This is a genomic window from Arthrobacter sp. P2b, from assembly GCF_900168295.1.
In the GTDB taxonomy this organism is placed as follows: domain Bacteria; phylum Actinomycetota; class Actinomycetes; order Actinomycetales; family Micrococcaceae; genus Arthrobacter.
The window spans coordinates 1011349-1029285 of record NZ_FVZL01000001.1; the positions used below are offsets into that span (position 1 = coordinate 1011349).

At 64.7% G+C, this 17937-nt stretch carries 18 protein-coding genes and 1 pseudogene; 12 read left to right on the forward strand and 7 right to left on the reverse strand.

Annotation, left to right across the window (positions count from 1 at the left end; genetic code table 11):
- Positions 1-81: 81 nt before the first annotated feature.
- Positions 82-690, reverse strand: a complete 609-nt coding sequence (locus tag B5520_RS04485) for a TetR/AcrR family transcriptional regulator (RefSeq protein WP_217700300.1) — start codon at positions 688-690, stop codon at positions 82-84.
- A 90-nt stretch (positions 691-780) separates the two neighbouring features.
- On the opposite strand from B5520_RS04485, the gene B5520_RS04490 reads away from it, so the two are divergent.
- The 3 genes from B5520_RS04490 to B5520_RS04500 all read left to right on the forward strand — a co-directional run bounded on the left by B5520_RS04490 (position 781) and on the right by B5520_RS04500 (position 3217).
- Entirely contained in the window at positions 781-1290 is a 510-nt protein-coding gene (locus B5520_RS04490; protein ID WP_079595818.1) for a cupin domain-containing protein, read from the forward strand.
- Positions 1291-1476: 186 nt separating this feature from the next.
- The gene (locus B5520_RS04495) at positions 1477-2367 is read left to right on the forward strand and encodes a HoxN/HupN/NixA family nickel/cobalt transporter (RefSeq protein WP_176156767.1); all 891 of its coding nucleotides are present in this window, start codon (positions 1477-1479) and stop codon (positions 2365-2367) included.
- Positions 2368-2434: 67 nt separating this feature from the next.
- Positions 2435-3217, forward strand: a complete 783-nt coding sequence (locus B5520_RS04500) for a GntR family transcriptional regulator (protein WP_079595820.1) — start codon at positions 2435-2437, stop codon at positions 3215-3217.
- 26 nt (positions 3218-3243) lie between these two features.
- Here the strand turns inward: B5520_RS04500 and B5520_RS04505 are convergent, their stop codons facing one another.
- Both B5520_RS04505 and B5520_RS04510 read right to left on the reverse strand, forming a co-directional pair.
- Entirely contained in the window at positions 3244-4125 is an 882-nt protein-coding gene (locus B5520_RS04505) for an alpha/beta fold hydrolase (RefSeq protein WP_079595821.1), read from the reverse strand.
- Positions 4126-4166: 41 nt separating this feature from the next.
- Positions 4167-5432, reverse strand: coding sequence for a S8 family peptidase (locus B5520_RS04510; protein ID WP_079595909.1), 1266 nt, complete (start codon positions 5430-5432; stop codon positions 4167-4169).
- Between the two features lie 168 nt (positions 5433-5600).
- Here B5520_RS04510 and B5520_RS04515 point away from each other — a divergent pair, with 168 nt between their 5' ends.
- The 4 genes from B5520_RS04515 (at position 5601) to B5520_RS04530 (ending at position 10326) form a co-directional block, all read left to right on the forward strand.
- On the forward strand, positions 5601-6326 hold the full coding sequence (locus B5520_RS04515; protein ID WP_079595822.1) for a hemerythrin domain-containing protein: 726 nt from the start codon (positions 5601-5603) through the stop codon (positions 6324-6326).
- Positions 6327-6421: 95 nt separating this feature from the next.
- Positions 6422-7195, forward strand: a complete 774-nt coding sequence (locus tag B5520_RS04520; RefSeq protein WP_176156769.1) for an alpha/beta fold hydrolase — start codon at positions 6422-6424, stop codon at positions 7193-7195.
- Positions 7196-7356: 161 nt separating this feature from the next.
- Positions 7357-9054, forward strand: a complete 1698-nt coding sequence (locus B5520_RS04525; RefSeq protein WP_079595823.1) for an amidohydrolase — start codon at positions 7357-7359, stop codon at positions 9052-9054.
- A 105-nt stretch (positions 9055-9159) separates the two neighbouring features.
- Positions 9160-10326, forward strand: coding sequence for an MFS transporter (locus tag B5520_RS04530; RefSeq protein ID WP_079595911.1), 1167 nt, complete (start codon positions 9160-9162; stop codon positions 10324-10326).
- Here B5520_RS04530 and B5520_RS04535 read toward each other — a convergent pair.
- Positions 10274-10747, reverse strand: a pseudogene (locus tag B5520_RS04535) (hypothetical protein); the annotation flags it as partial. The gene B5520_RS04530 and the pseudogene B5520_RS04535 overlap by 53 nt on opposite strands.
- A 120-nt stretch (positions 10748-10867) precedes the next feature.
- Positions 10868-11389, reverse strand: coding sequence for a PGRS-family protein (locus B5520_RS04540; protein WP_139386201.1), 522 nt, complete (start codon positions 11387-11389; stop codon positions 10868-10870).
- 410 nt (positions 11390-11799) lie between these two features.
- On the opposite strand from B5520_RS04540, the gene B5520_RS04545 reads away from it, so the two are divergent.
- The gene (locus B5520_RS04545; RefSeq protein ID WP_079595825.1) at positions 11800-12468 is read left to right on the forward strand and encodes an FxLYD domain-containing protein; all 669 of its coding nucleotides are present in this window, start codon (positions 11800-11802) and stop codon (positions 12466-12468) included.
- 502 nt (positions 12469-12970) lie between these two features.
- On the opposite strand, the gene B5520_RS04555 is transcribed toward B5520_RS04545, so the two are convergent.
- Both B5520_RS04555 and B5520_RS04560 read right to left on the reverse strand, forming a co-directional pair.
- Complete coding sequence (locus tag B5520_RS04555; RefSeq protein ID WP_079595826.1) at positions 12971-13945, reverse strand: nucleoside hydrolase; 975 nt, start codon at positions 13943-13945, stop codon at positions 12971-12973.
- A gap of 25 nt (positions 13946-13970) precedes the next feature.
- Positions 13971-15410 carry an MFS transporter gene (locus tag B5520_RS04560; RefSeq protein WP_079595827.1) on the reverse strand — a complete coding sequence of 480 codons (1440 nt, stop codon included), beginning with the start codon at positions 15408-15410 and terminating at the stop codon, positions 13971-13973.
- A gap of 142 nt (positions 15411-15552) precedes the next feature.
- Here B5520_RS04560 and B5520_RS04565 point away from each other — a divergent pair, with 142 nt between their 5' ends.
- From B5520_RS04565 to B5520_RS04580, 4 genes are all read left to right on the forward strand, one after another.
- A complete protein-coding gene (locus B5520_RS04565; RefSeq protein ID WP_079595828.1) occupies positions 15553-16419 on the forward strand; it encodes a ribokinase in 867 nt (288 codons plus the stop codon).
- On the forward strand, positions 16416-16916 hold the full coding sequence (locus B5520_RS04570) for a GNAT family N-acetyltransferase (protein WP_079595829.1): 501 nt from the start codon (positions 16416-16418) through the stop codon (positions 16914-16916). Before B5520_RS04565 ends, B5520_RS04570 begins: the two co-directional genes overlap by 4 nt.
- Positions 16917-16983: 67 nt before the next feature.
- Positions 16984-17529: a hypothetical protein gene (locus B5520_RS04575; RefSeq protein WP_254865459.1), complete on the forward strand. Its 546-nt coding sequence runs from the start codon at positions 16984-16986 to the stop codon at positions 17527-17529.
- A complete protein-coding gene (locus B5520_RS04580) occupies positions 17498-17845 on the forward strand; it encodes a DUF6510 family protein (RefSeq protein WP_254865460.1) in 348 nt (115 codons plus the stop codon). Before B5520_RS04575 ends, B5520_RS04580 begins: the two co-directional genes overlap by 32 nt.
- Positions 17846-17937: the final 92 nt, after the last annotated feature.

The following is a 17937-nucleotide window of genomic DNA, read 5'->3' on the forward strand; positions in this document are numbered from 1 at the left end:
CTACACCCTGCGCAGATATTGGGGGTACCTAAGATCCGTACGACGGCGGCGCCACCTTGCCGCGTACAACAGCGGTTGCCGCTATCCCACGGGAGCCGCCCCTGCGAGCGCTACCATCGCTTCCACTGCCGCATCCTCCGCAAGGCCGTTTTGGCTGCATAGAGAGTGCCAGGTCCAGAAAGAGACAGCGTGGCCGATAAGGGCCCGCAGGGTCGCGTCGTCCCGGCGGTCGGAAAACGGCTCTAGAAGCACGTCCCTGAAGTAGCCGTCGCGTTCCTGGAGACTCTGCTGCAGGCCTTCCGGCAGGACGTCCTTGTCCCGGTAGAGCCGCTCGAGCATGTCTGCGCCCTCCCGATAGAAACGATAGGTATCCGACAGGCCGAGGCGCAGGCGTTCGTAGGGATCGCTGACCTTCGACCATGCCGCCGGGTCCGGAAGCTGTTGGTTGGACCGCCAATGGGTCGAGCAGGCGTTGTAGAGGTCAACCTCATCCGGGAAGTGCTTGTAAACGGTCAGCCGGGTCACTCCCGCCTTCTCAGCAATCCCGGCAATGGTGGTCCGCGCAGGGCCGACGGTGGCGTGGAGGTGGGAGGTCGCCTCGACAATGCGCTGGCGCGTGCCGTCCATCTGTTCCGCGCGTTTGCGCATCTGATACTGCCGGCCTTTGGCTGAACGCTCGTGTTCACTCAAAGTATTGACTCTGTCCTTTGCCCTGCGGATAATTCGATATACACCAGTGTATATCGAAACTGGACCTGTCAACTATGGAAGGAAACGGTCATGGAACAAGATGAGGCTCCACGGCTGACTGTCGTGGAGCCCGGGCAGGGACGCGAAGCACCGCTGGGAACCATCGGCGTTGTATTTAAACTCTTCGGTGCAGACACGCACGAACAGCTTTCCATTGTGGAGCACCCCTTCCCCGTGGGGGCTTTGGTGCCTCCCCACATCCACACACGCGAGGATGAGTACTCCATAGTCCTCGAAGGCGAAATTGGATTCCGGTCCGGTGAGCGGCAGGCCGTTTTGGGCGCAGGCGGCTACATCACCAAACCCCGTAATGAGCTGCACACCATGTGGAATGCCGGCAAAGTAGCGGCCCGCATGATCGAGATCATCAGCCCCGCCGGTTTTGAACACTTTTTCTGGGGCCTCGCCGACCACCTCGAAGCCGGTCCCCCAGATGCCGAACTCATCGAAAAGCTGGCCGCCGACTTCGGCCTCCAATTCGCCGAGGCCCCCTGGCTACCCGACATCATTTCCCGCTACAACCTCACCCCGCCCCGGTAGAGGAGCCGGGCGATGCTGGTGCAGGCGGCGCTGAGTCATCGGCTTGGGCTGTCTCAACAGCTACATGTGCCGCACTGCCAGTCCGGAAAAGCGGCTTTCATTGTCTTCCTGCACGTGGTTGGATGGGGCGGCATCATCCTGTTCGCTCCCTCCCCACTGCCCGGTGTGCCAGGTGAAGGACTTACCTTGGCAGGGCTCGGACTCACGGCCTACCTGCTCGGACTGCGCCACGCCTTCGATGTGGACCACATCGCGGCGATCGACGGGGTGACGCGAAAACTCGTTGCACAGGGCCGCCCCTCGGCATCCGTCGGTTTCTGGTTCTCGCTCGGCCACTGCTCATTGGTTTTTGTGTTGTCCGCGCTGATGATGCTGGGATTACACAGCTTCGTCGCGGCACCAGGCGGGGAATCGGCGGTCCTTCAGGTGTTTGGGCCGACCGGCGCCCTTGTGGCAGGGCTTTTCCTCTACGCCATCGGCTTCGCCAACCTCAATGTGCTGATTGTTGCCTTCAGGAAGCGCGGCCTGACGCAGGGCGGTGCCGGCCAGGACAGAGCAGCAGCACCAGCAATCAGAACACCCATTAGCCTCGTGCTGGCGAGAACATCGCGGCTTGTGGAGAGGCCCCGCGGAATGTTTGTTGTGGGCGCGCTCTTTGGCTTGGGCCTGGACACCACCCTTGAGGTCGCCTTCCTGGTGATTGCGGCGGGAGGCCTGCTGATGGCGAACCCCTACGCCGCCATGTTGCTGCCGGTTCTTTTCGCTGCCGGCATGGTCCTGCTCGACTCCCTCAACGGCTGCTTCATGAGCGCCGCCTACAGTTCGGCATCGTGGCGGCCGGCCGGAAGGAACCGCTACAACACGGTGGTAACGGCAATCGCGGTGGGTGCCGCCTTCGCCGTCGGATCCTTTCAGCTGACGTCTGTCATTGCTGGCGCTTCAGGGTGGGCAGACGTCCTTGAGGCAGGTACGGGGATCATCACAGAAGGCGGCGGCTACGCTCTGGTTATCGCCTTCCTCGTCATCTGGATCCTCTGGTACGTCAGGCATAGGCGTAGCCCCGCCGCAGCCGCCTGACTGTTGTCTAACAAACCCGTCACACCGGTAGGCTGGAAATCCCAAGACCCACAAAGCGAGGCATAACGTGCACCAGGACGCCGCCCGGTTCCTGTCCCAGCCGGTGGCCGCCCAGCCCGGCTCACCCCTCCGCGTCGCGGTGTATTCCCGGATCGCCGAGGCCATCCGCAACGGCCTCCTCACGCCCGGCTCCATGATCCCGACCGAAACCGAACTCGGAACGGACATGAAAGTCAGCCGCACGGTGGTCCGCGAAGCCCTCATGCTGCTCGAGGAGGACGGCCTCATCAGGGCGAGGCGCGGCGTCGGGCGCTTCGTCTCGGACACGCTCCCCCGCATCGGCATCGAACGCATCCGCCCCTTCGAGGAAGTCCTCGGCAGCCCCGGCCAGCAGCTCGAGGTCAAGCGCATCCAGGTGGTGCGCCAACCAGCGTCCGAGTTCGCCGCCCCCGGCGTCGGCGTCGAGCCCGGCACCGACTGCTGGCTGTGGGAATCGGTCCTGATCCGCGACGGCGAGGCGATCGCCCACCTGCAGGAAAACATTTCCGCCCAGCCCGTCAGCCTCGGCAAGGACGCCGCCGCCACCCTGGACATAAAGGACGACGGCGGCGCCACCTTGCTTGCCGCGCTCAACAACCAGCTGGGCCGGTTGCCCGGGCCGGGCGAGTGCCAGATCAGCCTCAGCCAGGTGGGACCCAGCCGCGCGAAGCTGCTGGACCTGCGCCCGTCCGATCCGGTGCTGGTCCTCACCCAGTACGTTCGGTACGGCAACCAGCCCTTCTACCTGGCCAAGTGCCTCATCGCCGCCCGGGCGGGGCACCTGTCCGTGATGCAGTCGCTGCAGTCCTGAGGCCGCAGAAGTTTCGTCCGTGCAGTTCAGTTCTGCGCAAAGAACCTGAGAGCTCTGTCGGCGATCAGATCCGGCTGGTGATCGATGAGGAAGTGGCCCTCCCCCGGAATGATCTCAGCGGTGACGTTGCCCCCGCGCCCCGGCCTGTGTCCCATCTCCTGCAAGTCCCGGGACGGCTCCATGGCGCCGATGAGAACCAGCGTGGGTACTGTGAAGCTTCGCTTGGCGTACGCCCCGAAAATGATTGCAAGGAACGCCGGCAGGATGGTGCCCCGATAAAGGGATGATCCTGCCCTAGTTCGCTCGGGCTGTTCCATCCGGGCCTGGTAGAGCCTGATGTCCTCCTCGGACACTCCGCCTTCCGGCTCGAAGGCTTTGAAAAGGTGGCGCATGAACCTCCTGTTCCGCTGCAGGCGCGGACCGACGACCGGGATCGCCAACACGAACGCGTGCCAGAGCTTTGGGACCAGCCCCACGATCCGGGCAGTTGGCCTGATGTGGACGTCGGGGGCACCCGTGACAACAAGTGCCTCCACCAGGTCCGGCCGTTCCATGGCAATGAGCTGGCCGACGATGGCGCCCCAGTCGTGCGTCAGGAACCGCGCCCGCGAGATGTCCAGCGTAGCCATGAGCTGGACGACATCCTCTACAAGCTTGCTGGCGGTGTAGCCATGCGCGGGAGCGTCGGTCCAGCCGAAACCGCGCTGGTCCACGGCAATGACGCGGTAGTGCTCGGCCAGGCGGGGAATGAGGCCGCGCCACTGCCACCAGTGCTGCGGGAAGCCGTGAAGCAGGAGCAGCGGGTCCCCGCTTCCGGCCTCCGCGATATGCATGTGCAAGCCCTTCACGTCGACCCAGCGATGGGTTACGTGGTCGAGGTGCGGCAGGCCTGGGCTTGTGCCGTGCATGAACCCAATTTACTACTTAAGTAGTAAGCATGGCAGTGGTGCTATGAGCACTTGCCGCCGACAGCTTTGCAAGCATTGACTCTGCCATTTGCCCAGTAAGTGCCGGTGCCGGCGATCGTGTCGGCAGTTGATTCAACGTAGGTCCGGATAGCTTTTTGGTCGACCTCAGGATGCGAACTCCAAACCATTGCGGCAACGCCGGCGACGATGGCGGATGACATGGACGTGCCGTTCCCCACGTCATACCCCAGTGAGCGGCTGTTCTGCGTCCCCAAGACGAAGGTGTGGTTCGGGAAGGTGGAGTAAACGTTGACTCCGGGCGCCGCGATATCCACCCAACTGGCCCCGTAGGTTGAGAGAGAGGCTTTAACATCGGCATTGTCCGTTGCGGCAACGGCAATGACATTGGGGTATGCGCCTGGATAAATCTTGGTCTGGTTACCGCCGTTGCCTGCTGCGGCCACCAGCACGGCCCCCTTGTTCCAGGCGTTGTTAATGGCCGCTTCCAGGGTGCGCGAGGATCGCACGCCCAGGCTCATGTTGATGACCTTGGCACCGTTGTTCATGGCCCAGTCGATCCCGCTGGCAAGGCTTGACGACGATCCCACCCCGCTGTCGTTCAGCACCTTGCCGTCCAGGATGGTGCACCCAGGGCACGTGCCGGCCACGCCGATGGTGTTGTCTTTGGTGGCGGCAACAATGCCGGAGACATGGGTACCGTGGCCGTAGTTGTCGTCGCCGGTTTCCCCGTTGGTGAAGTTAGCGTGCGCAACAACTTTCGGATGGATGTCCGGGTTGTCGTTGGCCACGCCGGAATCAAGCACGGCAACCTTGATGCCGCCGCCGGTGGTGAGGCCGGTGGTGACGCCCCACGCTTCGACGGCGTCCACATCAGCATCCGCTTTGCCCCCCGCTATCTTCAGATCGCCTTTGGTGTTGGTATAGGGCTGGCCCGTGTTTTGCAGCGCATACTGGCGCGGGAAATATTCATCAGCCGTGGCGGCAGTAACCGCATGGTCCGGTTCTGCATACTCCACTACCGGGTTCCGGCTCAGCGCCTCGATGAGCTGAAGCTCCTTCCCGGCCGGCACTTTGATGAGGTGTGCGCCGGTGTCCCCGATAGCAGGACCCTCGTTGAGGCCATGCTGGCGCAGTGCACCGGCGGCACCAGCCTTGTCACGGAACTTGACCATGATTTGCCCTTGGACATGGGACGGATCAGGCGCAGCGTGCCCCGCGACTGCCGAGTTAATTGCCCCAAACGCCAGCACTGCCGCCGCGAAACCGGCACCAAAGATCTTTTTCATGAGGGTCATCTTGCTCCAACCGGCGCCCGGCTGGGTAGGGGAAACCGGCAAACTCCCCTACCTAATCCCATCGGAGGGAGGGCATTGCATTGTGCGGCATATGGGCAGTCGTTACGATGCTGGCGGGGAGAGGTCCCGGTCTCGGATGACGACCGTAAGGGGCTACCCATGACCGACTTCTTCACCATGCAGCCCGGCGAGGCCGCCGCCCCCGTGCCACCGGGGCCGGTCCTGTGCACAGGGTCGGCGTCCATGAGGCGTATCCACCGCGTCTTCCTGTGGGCATACGACGAGGCGCCTGGCCTGGTTCGTTCCGCCGCCCCTGGCGATACTGCCCGCGCATCCTACGTGGGCGAAGTGCTGGGGAATTTCGACAAACTGCTCCACATCCATCATGAGGGCGAGGACGAGCTCATGTACCCGCAGCTGAAGGAAAGGGCACCGGCGTGCGCCTTGCATGTGGGGCAGATGCTTGAGCAGCACCGTCAAGTCACCCAGCGGTTGGAGGACATCGAGCCCATCCGCCTGCGGTGGATGGCAACGGCGGACGCGGAAAGCGGCAATGAACTTGCCGAGCGCTACGAGGAGCTGTCCTCCGTCCTCAACGTGCACCTGCGGCGTGAGGTCACCGAGGTGATGCCCGCCGTCGACCGCGTGATGACCCAAGAGGAACTGAAGGCAGCCGCGGAACACGGGAGCAGCCAGGTCAGCAACAAGTTCCTGGTGGGCTACCTCGGGATGGTGCTGGCCACAAACCCGCCGGCGGACCGGAAGGAACTGTTCAAGGAGATCCCCGCGCCGGTCCGGCTTGCCTACCGTCTCATCGGGCGCAGGATGTACCGGAAGCAGTACTCGACACTCTTCCCGGGACGCCCGATTCCCGAGACTCTGTAATTCGCACCGCAAGGCATAACTGGTAGACGGAGCCATACGCGATCGCTAGTATTCACTCACTGCGCGCAGGGCTACAACAAGGAAACGTATCTTCTATGGCGCCATTTCGAGTCATCCTGCTGCCGGGCGGTGTCCTGCCTGCTGACGCCGCATACGGCAAGCTGCTGGAGGTTCTAGGGTCCAGCGTGGACGCCGTCGCCAAGGACTTGGAGCTGTACGCCGAGGACAATCCACCTCCAGGCTGGAACCTGGACACGGAAGTGGACGGTGTCCTGCGGGAGGCCGACTCCCGCCACTGGGACACGTTCCACCTGATTGGCTATTCCGGTGGTGGCGCCGCTGCACTCGCGTTCACCACCAAATATCCGGAGCGGCTGCAGAGCCTGGCTTTGCTGGAGCCTGCGTGGGCCGGCACCTGGGACTGGAGCCCGGGATACCGGCAACACCAAAAAGAATATGAGCAGCTGCGTGCGCTTCCTGCCGAGCAGCTCATGCCGGCCTTCATGCAGCTGCAGGTGAGGCCCGGCGTCGTCCTTCCTCCTCCACCGCCGGGACCCCAGCCCTCGTGGATGGCCAAACGGCCGGCGGGGATCCGCGCGTTCTTGGAGGCATTCCAGACCTATGACCTGGACAGGTCGCGGCTGGCCGCCTTCAGCCAGCCGGTGTTCTTCGCCCTGGGCGGCCTGAGCCACCCGGATGCCTACGGAGACATTGCGGCCCGGCTGGCCAGGGTCTTCTTTCCCGATTTCCACCTGGAGGTGTTCCCGCGGCGCCACCACTTGGATCCGCCGCACCGGGTGGAGCCTGAGCGCCTGGCCGAGGAGCTCCGGCGGCATTGGGCACGGGCAGAAGAACCTGCCGCAGCTTGAAGCGGGCCGGCTTCGGCAGGGCCAGCGCAGGACAGGAGGCGGAGTCGTTGCACGCAGGCCGCTCCCTGCCGGGATTTCCAAGAGCAGTGCACGGAAAATCAATACATCAAATGGCCTGCGCCCTAATGTTGTGATCCACCACACCGTTAGGGGCCGAGGATATGAACAACCAAGTTGACCTGCTTCTGATCAACGGTGTCATCGACACCCTGCACAAGGAGCATCCGCACGTCACGTCGCTCGCCGTCAAAGCCGGGAAGGTGCATTCATTCGGTCTGCATGCCGAGGCTGCAGCCGGCCCGGACACTACCGTCATCGACCTCGACGGCGCCTATGTCATGCCGGGACTGCTGGATGTCCACAACCACCACATGCTCGCCGGGCAGATGGACCTGTTTGAGCTGAACGAAGCCCCAACCAAGTCGCTGGATGAGCTCCTCAGCGCCGTCAGTGAGTATGCCGAACGGCTGGCCCCGGACCGGTGGATTGTCGGGGGCAGCTGGGGTTCGGGGCTGCTCTCCGAACTCAATTCCGCGGAGGCCCTGGCCCGGTTCGATGCCGCAACCGGCGGACGGCCCGCCCTCCTCAAGGACGACAGCAAACACAACAGGTGGGCAAACTCCCGGGCCCTGGAACTGGCCGGCATCGACGACGGCACGCCCGATCCTGAGGGCGGCCAGATCATGCGGGACGCCTCGGGGCGCGCCACCGGTGTCCTTATCGAGGCCGGAGGCGTCCTGGTGGAGCAGACCCTGGCGCGGCTTCAGCCCCTTTCCACACAGGACCTGGCCCGGGCCGCAGCGCGGGGAATCGAAATCCTCCACTCCTACGGCATCACGGGATTCCAGGACGCCGCGGCCTCCCTCCAGCTGCTGCAGGCACTGAAGGCGCTCGACGACTCCGGCGGACTGTTCGCGTGGGTGGTCACCTCCATGCAGGCGAATGACTTCATCTTCGGCACCACTCCACTGGGCGAGGGCATCATCGCCCACCGCGACGAGTCGCGGTCCGAACACCACCGGCCGGACTTCATCAAGATCTTCCTCGACGGCGTGCCGCCGGCCGGAACTGCGGCGTTTATCGAACCGTACCTGTCCGGCGTCGGCTTCCCGGAGTGCCACTGCGGGGGCACCACCATGCCTGCTGCGGAACTTGAGCACTGGCTCATGAGCACGGCTGAACGTGGAATCTCCGCGAAAATCCACTGCACCGGTGACGCTTCGGTCCGGCTCGTGCTCGACACCGTCGCCAAGGTCCGTGCAGCCGGATACCACCAGCCGAAGTACCACATCGCCCACGGCCAGTTCGTCCATGAACAGGACATCCCCCGGTTCGCCGAACTGGACGTCACCGCCGACATCTCACCCTCGCTGTGGTTCCCCGGCGTCATCCCGGACGCAATCGCCACAGTCCTCCCAGCGGAAAGGGCATCAAAAATGCAGCCCAACCGCTCCCTGCTGGACGCGGGCGCCCGCATCGCAGGCGGCTCGGACTGGCCGGTCAGCGTTTCACCCAATGCCTGGGAAGGAATCTACGGCCTCGTCACCCGAAGGGACCCAACGGGACAATTCCCCGGCACCCTCTGGCCCGAACAGGCCATCACCCTGGCAGAAGCCATCAGCATCTACACCACCAACTCTGCCCAGGCCATAGGCCTGGACGATGTCACCGGCTCGCTGGCACCGGGAAAATCCGCAGATTTCATCGTCCTGAGCGACAACCCTCATGAGATCGACCTGGAAAAAATCCCGCACATCACAACCCGCCAGACCTGGTTCGCCGGACGCAAGGTCTTCGACGCCGAGGCCTCAGCACGAGCGGCCAGCGGTCCGAGGGGAAGCGCCACGCTCCGCGCCTGACAGGCGCCGATTCACGCGGGACATCCAAGGCCCGCACGCACCATCACCTTTATTTTTCCGCCGACGGCGGCCTCAGCCGCTTCGTCCTGCCCGAAAGACATGACCATGACATCCACAGCACAAGCCGCCCCGGCAAGCATCGCCTCGGACAAGGGCACCTACACGTACATCGCTGTCTTCAGTGCCGTCCTCTATACCGTCCTGCTGATCGCCCCTGTCATCGCGGGCAAACTCATCGAGCAGTTCGCCCTGACCCCGGTCCAGGTGGGAACGCTCTTCTCATTGGAGTTGGGGGCCTTCAGCCTGGCAACGGTCCCGGCCTACCTGTGGCTCCGCCGCATGAACCTGAGAACTGCGAGCTACCTCTTCACAGCCGTGGTCATTGCCGGCAACCTTGTTTCGGGATTCCTGGACGACTTCGGCCTCCTGATGATCGCCCGGGTGGTGACCAGCCTGGCGGCCGGTTCCATCACCGTCATCATCCTGACGTTGAGCGGCAAGACCTCCAACCCCAGCCGCGCGTTCGGGATATTCGTCGTCTTCCAGTTGGCCATGGGTGCCCTGATCCTGGCGGTCTTCCCCGCACTGTTCGCGTCAGCCGGAGTTGCAGCGATCTACTGGACCCTTGCCGGGCTCGCCGTGCTGTGCCTCCTGGTGGTCAAACGCATCGACGGGGAAGCCCTGCGGGCCGCGCTCCCCGTTTCCGCCCGGGCAGGGGCACCTGAACGCGTTCCGGTCCTCAGGGCAGCCGCAGGCCTGGCCGCTGTACTACTCTTCTACGTCGCGCTCAGCGGAGTCTGGTCATTCATCGCCCAGATTCCGGCAGGCTCCGGGATCGACCTTTCCGCCACCAGCCTCGTCCTTTCCCTGGCAACTGTTGCCGGGATCGTGTCGGCCCTCGTTGCAACTGCCCTCGGTGAGACACCCCGCCGGAAGCTTTACCTGGTGGCGGGCTACGCAGGCATGGCGCTCAGCATCGCGCTGCTCTTCGGCGCACCGGCCCTGATCCGCTTCGCCATCGCCGCCGTGATCTTCAAGTTCGCCTGGACCTTCATCCTGCCGTACCTGCTGTCCACGCTGTCCTCCCTCTCCAGCGGCGGGCACTTGATGAACACCACCAACCTGATGATCGGCACCGGCTTCTCCATCGGCCCGATTGTCAGCGGGGCACTGATCCAGTCAGGCGGAGGATCCTTCACCGGGATGCTCATTTTCGCCCTTACCGGCGTGCTGGCATCGTGCGCCTTCGTGCTGGTCGCCCAGCGCCGCTAGCGGCAATGAACCCAGCAAACGACGCGAGTGCCGCGGTCGTGGTTTCGACGGGCTCGGTTTCGACAGGCTCAACCACCGACAGCAGCGTCTCCACCATGTGCGGGGCGAAGTCCTCCTCGAGCGAGAGCACCGCGCGCCCGTCACCGGCGGGTAGCCTGCATACAGCCCGCGGAGGTCGCAGATGGTCTGGCCGCGGCCCGGCCCGTCAGAGGTGTCGACGGCGGCACGCACCACGGGTGCAACGGCAGCCTTAACAGCACCAACAGCGAGCGCCGCCGCGAGGGGATCGTGCATGGCGCAGCGGCACCAGGGTCACGTCCCAGTCGGCGGCCAGCACCAGGGCGGCGGCCTCGGGGTCGTTGAAGATGTTCGCCTCAGCCAGGAGCGTGATGTTCCACGGTGCCAGCGCGGCCCGCCCAACACGGTCATCCGCCGACACCCTCAATCCGACAAAACCTTGAGTTCCGCTAACAGCACGAGCTAAAAAGCCCTGCACGGCTTACCGTGCAGGGCTTTTTAGCTGAATCTGGACAGCAGGTCGTTACGAACCGAATCCAGCTTTGTACAGGTCGTTGACGCTTGGACTCAGGACCCCACTGACCCGCAGGAGGACGTTGCCCTTCTGGTGGTGCCACTCGGTGCCGAACGCAGGTCCGGCCTTCTGCAAAATCCCTTGGATGTACTCGGAGCGCGCCGTTGCGTCGGCCTCGTTGGCGAACATCTCGACCACCGCGCCGCTGTCGATGCCGGTCTCACCCGGGGTTGCACCAGCGTCTGCTATCCACGCTGCAGAGGTGTACTGATTGGGCCTACCGAGGAGCTTGTTGCTGTCGAGCTCCTCGGTGACTGTGGTGATCCCGGTGATGCTCGAGATTTTGGCCTTGAGCTCCGTAGCGACTGCGGTTGCGTCAGTGGCTTGAGTGGGAACCGGAGTAGGCGTGGGTGCAGCCGATGCTGCAGTGGTTTCTGGCGCCGCCGTGCTTGCTGCTGGCTGGGTTGAAGGGGCCGAGCAGCCGACCAGGATAGTTGCCGCCACCCCAAGGGCGACTAGATGTTTACGCATACATCCGATGATAGAGGCGCGAGCGGTAGGGACGTGCGCGGCTCTCCGCAGGAGACTGCATGAAGCGCGGATCCGCGGGCATGTGGCCGGGAAGCAGAAGCGCAGCGAAACGTTGTTGAACGCGTTAGGCTCAAGTGATTCCGCCTCAGATGCTCGCGGTTCGTCATGGAACAGTCAGATGCCGCGCTTTGCGTCCACCTCGTGTACTAATTACCCGTACAGAACATCCTGTGCGCCGTCGATGAAGACAGCGGCAGCGAGCACTTTAGGGGGACAAATTGAATAAGCGGTTAGTTGCGGTAGGGGCAGCACTCCTGGCATTGGCGGTCAGCGGATGTGGCGCATCACCCACTCAAACCGGCGGGGGTAGCGCGTCGGGCAGCAGCACAGAACCGGGAGCACCGGCAACAATGTCGGCCGCGGCCGAAGTGAAAATGGGAACAACGGCAGACGCTATTGCGGCCGGCTGGCTCGCCGGAAATGCCAACCCCGACTTCCCGGCGGGGGGAGCAGGCAAGGTCGACGTCGTGGCCTCCGCCCCCATAAAGGTAAACGCCGCCGGGCTCGTGACCCTGCCCGTGGCCGTGCGCAATGGCACCAATGAGACAATCACGAGTGTCGAGGTCACCGGCGCTGCCGTGGATGAAACCGGCAAAATCCTGGCCTCTGGCCGCAGCCAGGGCTTCTCCCCAGCGGTCGTGCCAGCCGGTGCTGTTTCCCTCGGTTACGTCTTCTTTGACGCAGAACTGCCGGTCACGGCAAAGCTCGAATTCACAGTTGCGTCAGCGCCGCTGAAAGGTGACCCCTACTTTCAGGACCTGAAGGTCGACCAAGCCAACGCAATGGGGACGGCGATCACGGGGAAGGCAACCAATGCGTCCACGAACAAGCTGAACGGACCTTACGGAGTTCACGTCACTTGCTTTAATGCGGACGGCTCGCTGCTGGGCAGTCAAGTAGGGTACGCCTCGCCCGACGCGGACCTGGAACCTGGACAGAGCGTGACCTTTCAAGTGGACTTCTACAGCGAGCCGTGCCCGACGTTCCTGGTTGGAGTCTCGGGGTACGGACCTTTGTAAAGCGCTAAGGGCTCCACTGCCAGGGCGGGAAGCTACGTAGCTTCCTGTCAAGATACCTTGACGGGAAGCTACGCCGCGGACATGCTGGTGCCATGGCGAGATATAGTGGCGGTCCGACCATTCATCGGGCCATGACGGGCCCTCGATCAACTGGTGCATCTACGTCGAGCCGACAAAGTTGGAAGGCGGAGATAGCCGCCACCTTGAAGGCAATACAGCAAGTGCGACAGACCTGCGACAACACGGAGCTCGTGACCGTAAAGTACGCACGCAAAGCGGGCCTGTCCTGGACGGAGATCGCAACCTGTCTTGGGATCACACGCCAGGCTGCATGGGAGCGGTGGCACGAGATCGACGAGACACTGCCTGAGGGTGAAGCGTGGGGCCCCTCCTCACTAGATGACTCAGCCCCCGCAAGGTTAAGCGGAACCGAATAGGGAACGATGCACTGTTCCGGTCAAAGGTGAAGTGCCCTCCGCTAGTAGAATAATCCGGCCCCTCCTTAGTCGGCGGCTACAGTCGCCGAGGTCAGCAGCGTCTCCACCAGGTGCGGGGCGAAGTCCTCCTTGAGCGAGAGCACCACGCGGCACCGCGCGCCCGCCACCGAAGGGTAGCCTGCGTACAGCCCCCGGAGGTCGCAGATGGTCTGGCCGCGGCCGGGCCCGTCAGAGGTGTCGACGGCGGCACGCACCACGGGTGCCACAGCGGCTTTAACAGCGCCAACAGCGAGCGCCGCCGCCAGGGGGTCGTGCATGGCGGAGCACGGCCGGCCGTAAATGTCCTCGTAGAACCGGAAGTAGTAGCCCAGCATCTCCCCCAGCGCCTGCGGCACCGGCGAAGAAGATGCCAGCAACTGCTGCCGGTGCGTCTCCTCCAGGACAGAGTTCATGGTCACGTCCAGCGGCACCAGGGTCACGTCCCAGTCGGCGGCAAGCACCAGGGCCGCGGCCTCGGGGTCGTTGAAGATGTTGGCCTCAGCCACCGGAGTGATGTTGCCCGGAGCCAGCGCCGCCCCGCCCATCACCGTCACCGAATGAACCAAAGACGGCAGGGAAGGCTCCAGCCGGAGCGCCTCGGCGATGTTCGTCAGCGGCCCAATGGCGAGCACCTTCAAAGAACCAGGGTACGTACGAGCGAGCCGCACCAGCATCTCAGCCGCGCTCTCGGACACAACGGAAGCAGCCGCCGTCGTCAGCGTTACCCCTCCGATCCCGTTTTCGCCGTGCACCCACGGCGCCCCGCCCCCAAATGAGCCAAAGAGGGGGTCGTGCGCACCAAGAGCCACCGGCACGTGATCGGAGCCGGCGAGCGCCAGCAGGTCCAGGGTGTTGCGGGCGCCGGCGGCGGCGCTGACGTTGCCGCTGACGGTCCCGATGCCAACCACGTCAGCAAAAGGAGAGGCCAGCAGGTAGGCCAGGGCAAGGGCGTCGTCAATGCCGGTGTCGCAGTCCAGGTAGAACGGGGAGGGCGTGGTCATGGTGGTTCTCCTACTGTAAAAGGGGTTAGACGGTCTCGCCCTTGGGGGCGGCGACGAAGAGGCTGACGATGAATGCGGCGGTGGTGATGGCCACCGAGATCCAGAGGGCGGTGGCGTACCCGGCGGCAGTGGCCTGGGCGGCGAAAGGCGCCACGAGGACGACGCCGAGGCTCGCCCCGATGCCGAACGAGGCACCGTTGATGCCGGGCAGGGCGGCCGGGGCTTCCTTGGGTGAGAGGAGCACCGAGAGCCCGTTGATGGCGGTGAGGAAGAAGCCGTTGTAGAAGATGCCCAAGGCCGCGACGGCGATCAGCACCGCCGCCTGGTTGTCCGAGAAGGTGGCGGCGGCGATGGCGCAGGCCAGGCTGAGCCCCGTGCCGAACCGGAGGGTCTTGATCCAGCCGCGGTGGTCGGCCAGCCAGCCGGCCATAGGCGCGGCAAACACGCCAATCAGCGCGGCGGGGGTGAGGAACAGCAGCGCCGAGATGGAGGCGGTGAGCCCGAAGCCGCCGTCGGGGTCCTGGCTGAGCAGCACCACGGTGAAGTTGATGATGGCGAAAATGCCGGCCAGGGTGAGGACGGTGGTGGCGATGACCGGCCAGACTTGGCGGGAGCGCAGGTGGTGGACGGCGATCAGCGGGTGGCTGCGGCGTTTCTCGATCGTCCAGAAGGCGGCGAAGGACGCGACAGTGCCGGCCAGCAGGGTCAGGGTGCTGGGCGCGGTCCAGCCGGCGGCCGAGCCGCCGGAGACGAAGTAGGTGATGAAGACTAGGAACACGGACAGGGATCCGGCGCCCCACCAGTCCATGGCGCCGCGCACGCCCTGCGGTCGTCCTGCGGGGACGATTTTGATGATGCAGGCGGCGGCGATGGCGGTGAGGACCAGCACGACGACGAAGATGGACCGGAAGCCGAGGGTCTCGGCCATGAGTCCGCCCACGTAGCCGTCCACGCCGCCCACTCCCCCGTTGATGGCGGCGATGATGCCCACGGAGGTGCCGAAGACCTTGGCGTGCAGGTTTTCGCTGAGCACGATGTAGGCGAGGGCGAAGACGGCGCTGGAGACGCCCTGCAGGAACCGGCCGGTGACCAGCAGCGGCAGGGTGGGCGCGGTGATGCAGAGGATGGTGCCGGCGCCCATGATCGCCAGGACCAGGAGCAGGGCGGCGCGGCGGCCGATGAAGTCGCTCCACCGGCCGATCACCGGCCCGGCGATGGCGCCGGCCAGGAAGAACATGGACTGGACGGGGGCGGCGCTGTCGGCACCCTGGCCGAACTCGGCGGCGATCTGCGGCAGTGCAGGGGTGACCATGCTGGCGTTGAGCTGGAAGGACAGCACTCCGAGCAGCAGGGTGGAGATCAGCAGGGCGGCGCGGCGGCCGGTGAGTTTCGTTTCGTCGGGAAGTACGACGGCGGCTGCGGCGTCCGCGGTAGGCGCGGCGGCCGCCGGGGTTGGGGTGTTCACATCAAACTCCTTTGTTCTGCAGGCTGGTCCTGCGCTTGGGATGTGAGTTGTTATACAACCATGTATGACGGACAAGTACAACCATGGTCTACACTATTTCTCAATCCGGCCGCTTCCGGCCCCTCCCCCGTTAGGACTTCCCATGAGCACTCGATTTCCTGCCGTCACCGTCGTCGGCAGCATCAACCTGGACCTGATCGCCACCGCCGAGCGGCTTCCCACCGCGGGCGAGACCATCGGCGGCGCCGTGCTGTCCGAGCAGCCCGGCGGCAAGGGCGCCAACCAGGCCGCGGCCGCTGCACGCCTGGGCGGCAGCACCCGGATGGTCGGCGCCGTGGGCAGCGACGCGAACGGGCAGCGGATGCTGGACGCGCTGGCCGTTGCCGGCGTGGACACTGCTGACGTGGCCGTCCTTCCGGAGCCGACCGGGACGGCCCTGATCGTGGTGGACCGTGACGGCGAGAACCAGATCGTGGTGTGCCCGGGCGCCAATTCGAACCTGTCGCTGGACGGGGTGGAGTTTGACCGGGACGAGACTGTGCTGTGCCAGCTGGAGGTCGGCTTGCCCGTGGTGCTGGAGGCAGCACGGCTGCACACCGGGTACTTTGTGCTGAACGCGGCGCCGGCCATGGACCTGCCGGCGGAGCTGCTGGAGCGGTGCGACCTGGTGATCGTCAACGAGAGCGAGTACGCCCTGATTCCCGCGCTGGCGGAGGCGAAGCTGGTGGCGGTGACGTACGGCAAGGACGGCTCGGCGATGTTCGACCAAGCCCGGAAGGTAGCCGAGGCGCCGTCGATTGCAGTTTCCGTGGCGAACACCGTGGGTGCCGGGGACGCGTTTTGCGCTGCCCTGGTCCTGGCGCTGCGGCAGGGGCTGGACTATGCCCATGCTCTGGCGGTGGCGAACGAGGTGGGTGGAGACGCCGTGGGCGATTCGTCCTCGCAGCCGGATTTGGCACAGCTGGGCCACTACGTCGAGCGGACCGCCGTGACCGCGGCTGCCCGGTGAACGTCACGTTCCGCCGTGCGGTATCGGCGGACTTTCCGGAGGTTCGACGCATCACGTGCGAGGCCTACCTGCGCGCAGGGCACTTCGCCGCGGACCATCCGTACATGGGAGTGCTGGAGGACGTGGAGCACCGTGCCGAGCATGCGCAGGTCTGGGTGGCCGAGGCCGCAAGAAAGGTGGTGGCGGCGGTGACGCTGACGTTCGCCGGCCAGCCCTACAGCGAAATCGCCCGGGACGGGGAGCTGGAATTCCGGATGCTGGCGGTGGACCCGGCGCACCAAGGCGGCGGCGTAGGCCGCGCCGTAGTGCGGGAGATTGTGGAGCACGCCCGCCAGCTGCCTGGCATAGCGGCGATCAGCATCACCAGCGCTACATTCATGGAACGCGCCCACAGTTTGTACGAGTCGCTGGGCTTCCGTCGGGCGCCGGAGCGGGACTGGTTCGTCCCGGGTGAGGGCGTGATGCTGTGGGTGTTCACGCTCGAACTCGATGGGTAAGCTTATCGAACCCCCCGGTGGTTGAGCCTGTCGAACCCCCCGGTGGTTGAGCCTGCCGAAGCCTCCGGTGGTTGAGCAGGTCTCCCCCTATCTGGTCAGGGATGTTGCCATTGGCGACCAGCTGGAGATCCGTGGCCCTGTCGGCGGCTGGTTCGTTTGGCGTCCGACGGACACAAACCCGGTGCAGCTGATCGCCGGCGGATCCGGCATCGTGCCGCTGATGTCCATGATCCGGGCGCATGAGGCCTCGGAAAACGCGTCCCAGTTCCGGCTGTTGTATTCGCTCAAGTCACCCAAGGCGGGCTTCTACCGCGAGGAACTGCTCACCTTAGGCCGGGAATCCCCGAAATTGACCGTCGGCTATGTCTACACCCGCGAAGCGCCACCGGGCTGGCCGGCCGCTCCTCAACGGCTCACGGCGGAGGTGCTCCTTGCGAGTATCCTGCCGGCGGACCCTACACCCGACACCTTCATTTGTGGCCAGACGGTCTTCGTCGAAACGGTCGCAGAATGGCTGGTCCAGGAGGCTATCCCGCCGCCTCGATCAAGACCGAACGCTTCGGCGGGACGGGAGGAACCCGGTGACCGGCAAACATGCTTCCAACGGAGCTGAGAACCCGGGCCCTGAGGACCGGGACATCACCGGTAGTGAGCACAACCCGATCCCTCATCTCGATGGAAACGCGGCGGCAGGACCCCTGTGGGAAGTGTTCCGCTTCGACATCGTCGCGGCGATCGGACAGTGCAAGCACTGCGGCGCGGTCCGGGCCTTCGCGGAGGCAAAGGTCTACGCTGACGCCCCGGGCATCGTGGTGCGCTGCAGTTCCTGTTCCTGTGAGGGCGTCCTGTTGCGCTTGGTGGAGACTCCCACCCAGTTCTGGCTCGACCTCAGCGGACTCAGCTACCTGCAGATCGACCGCGAGGGCTAGCCTCGATTTTTCATGATGGCCGGTGAGGGGCGCTGGTGTGTGGCGCCGGGTTGCTCTGCGGTTGTTTTCTGTTTTCGGGCAGCCGGGTGTGG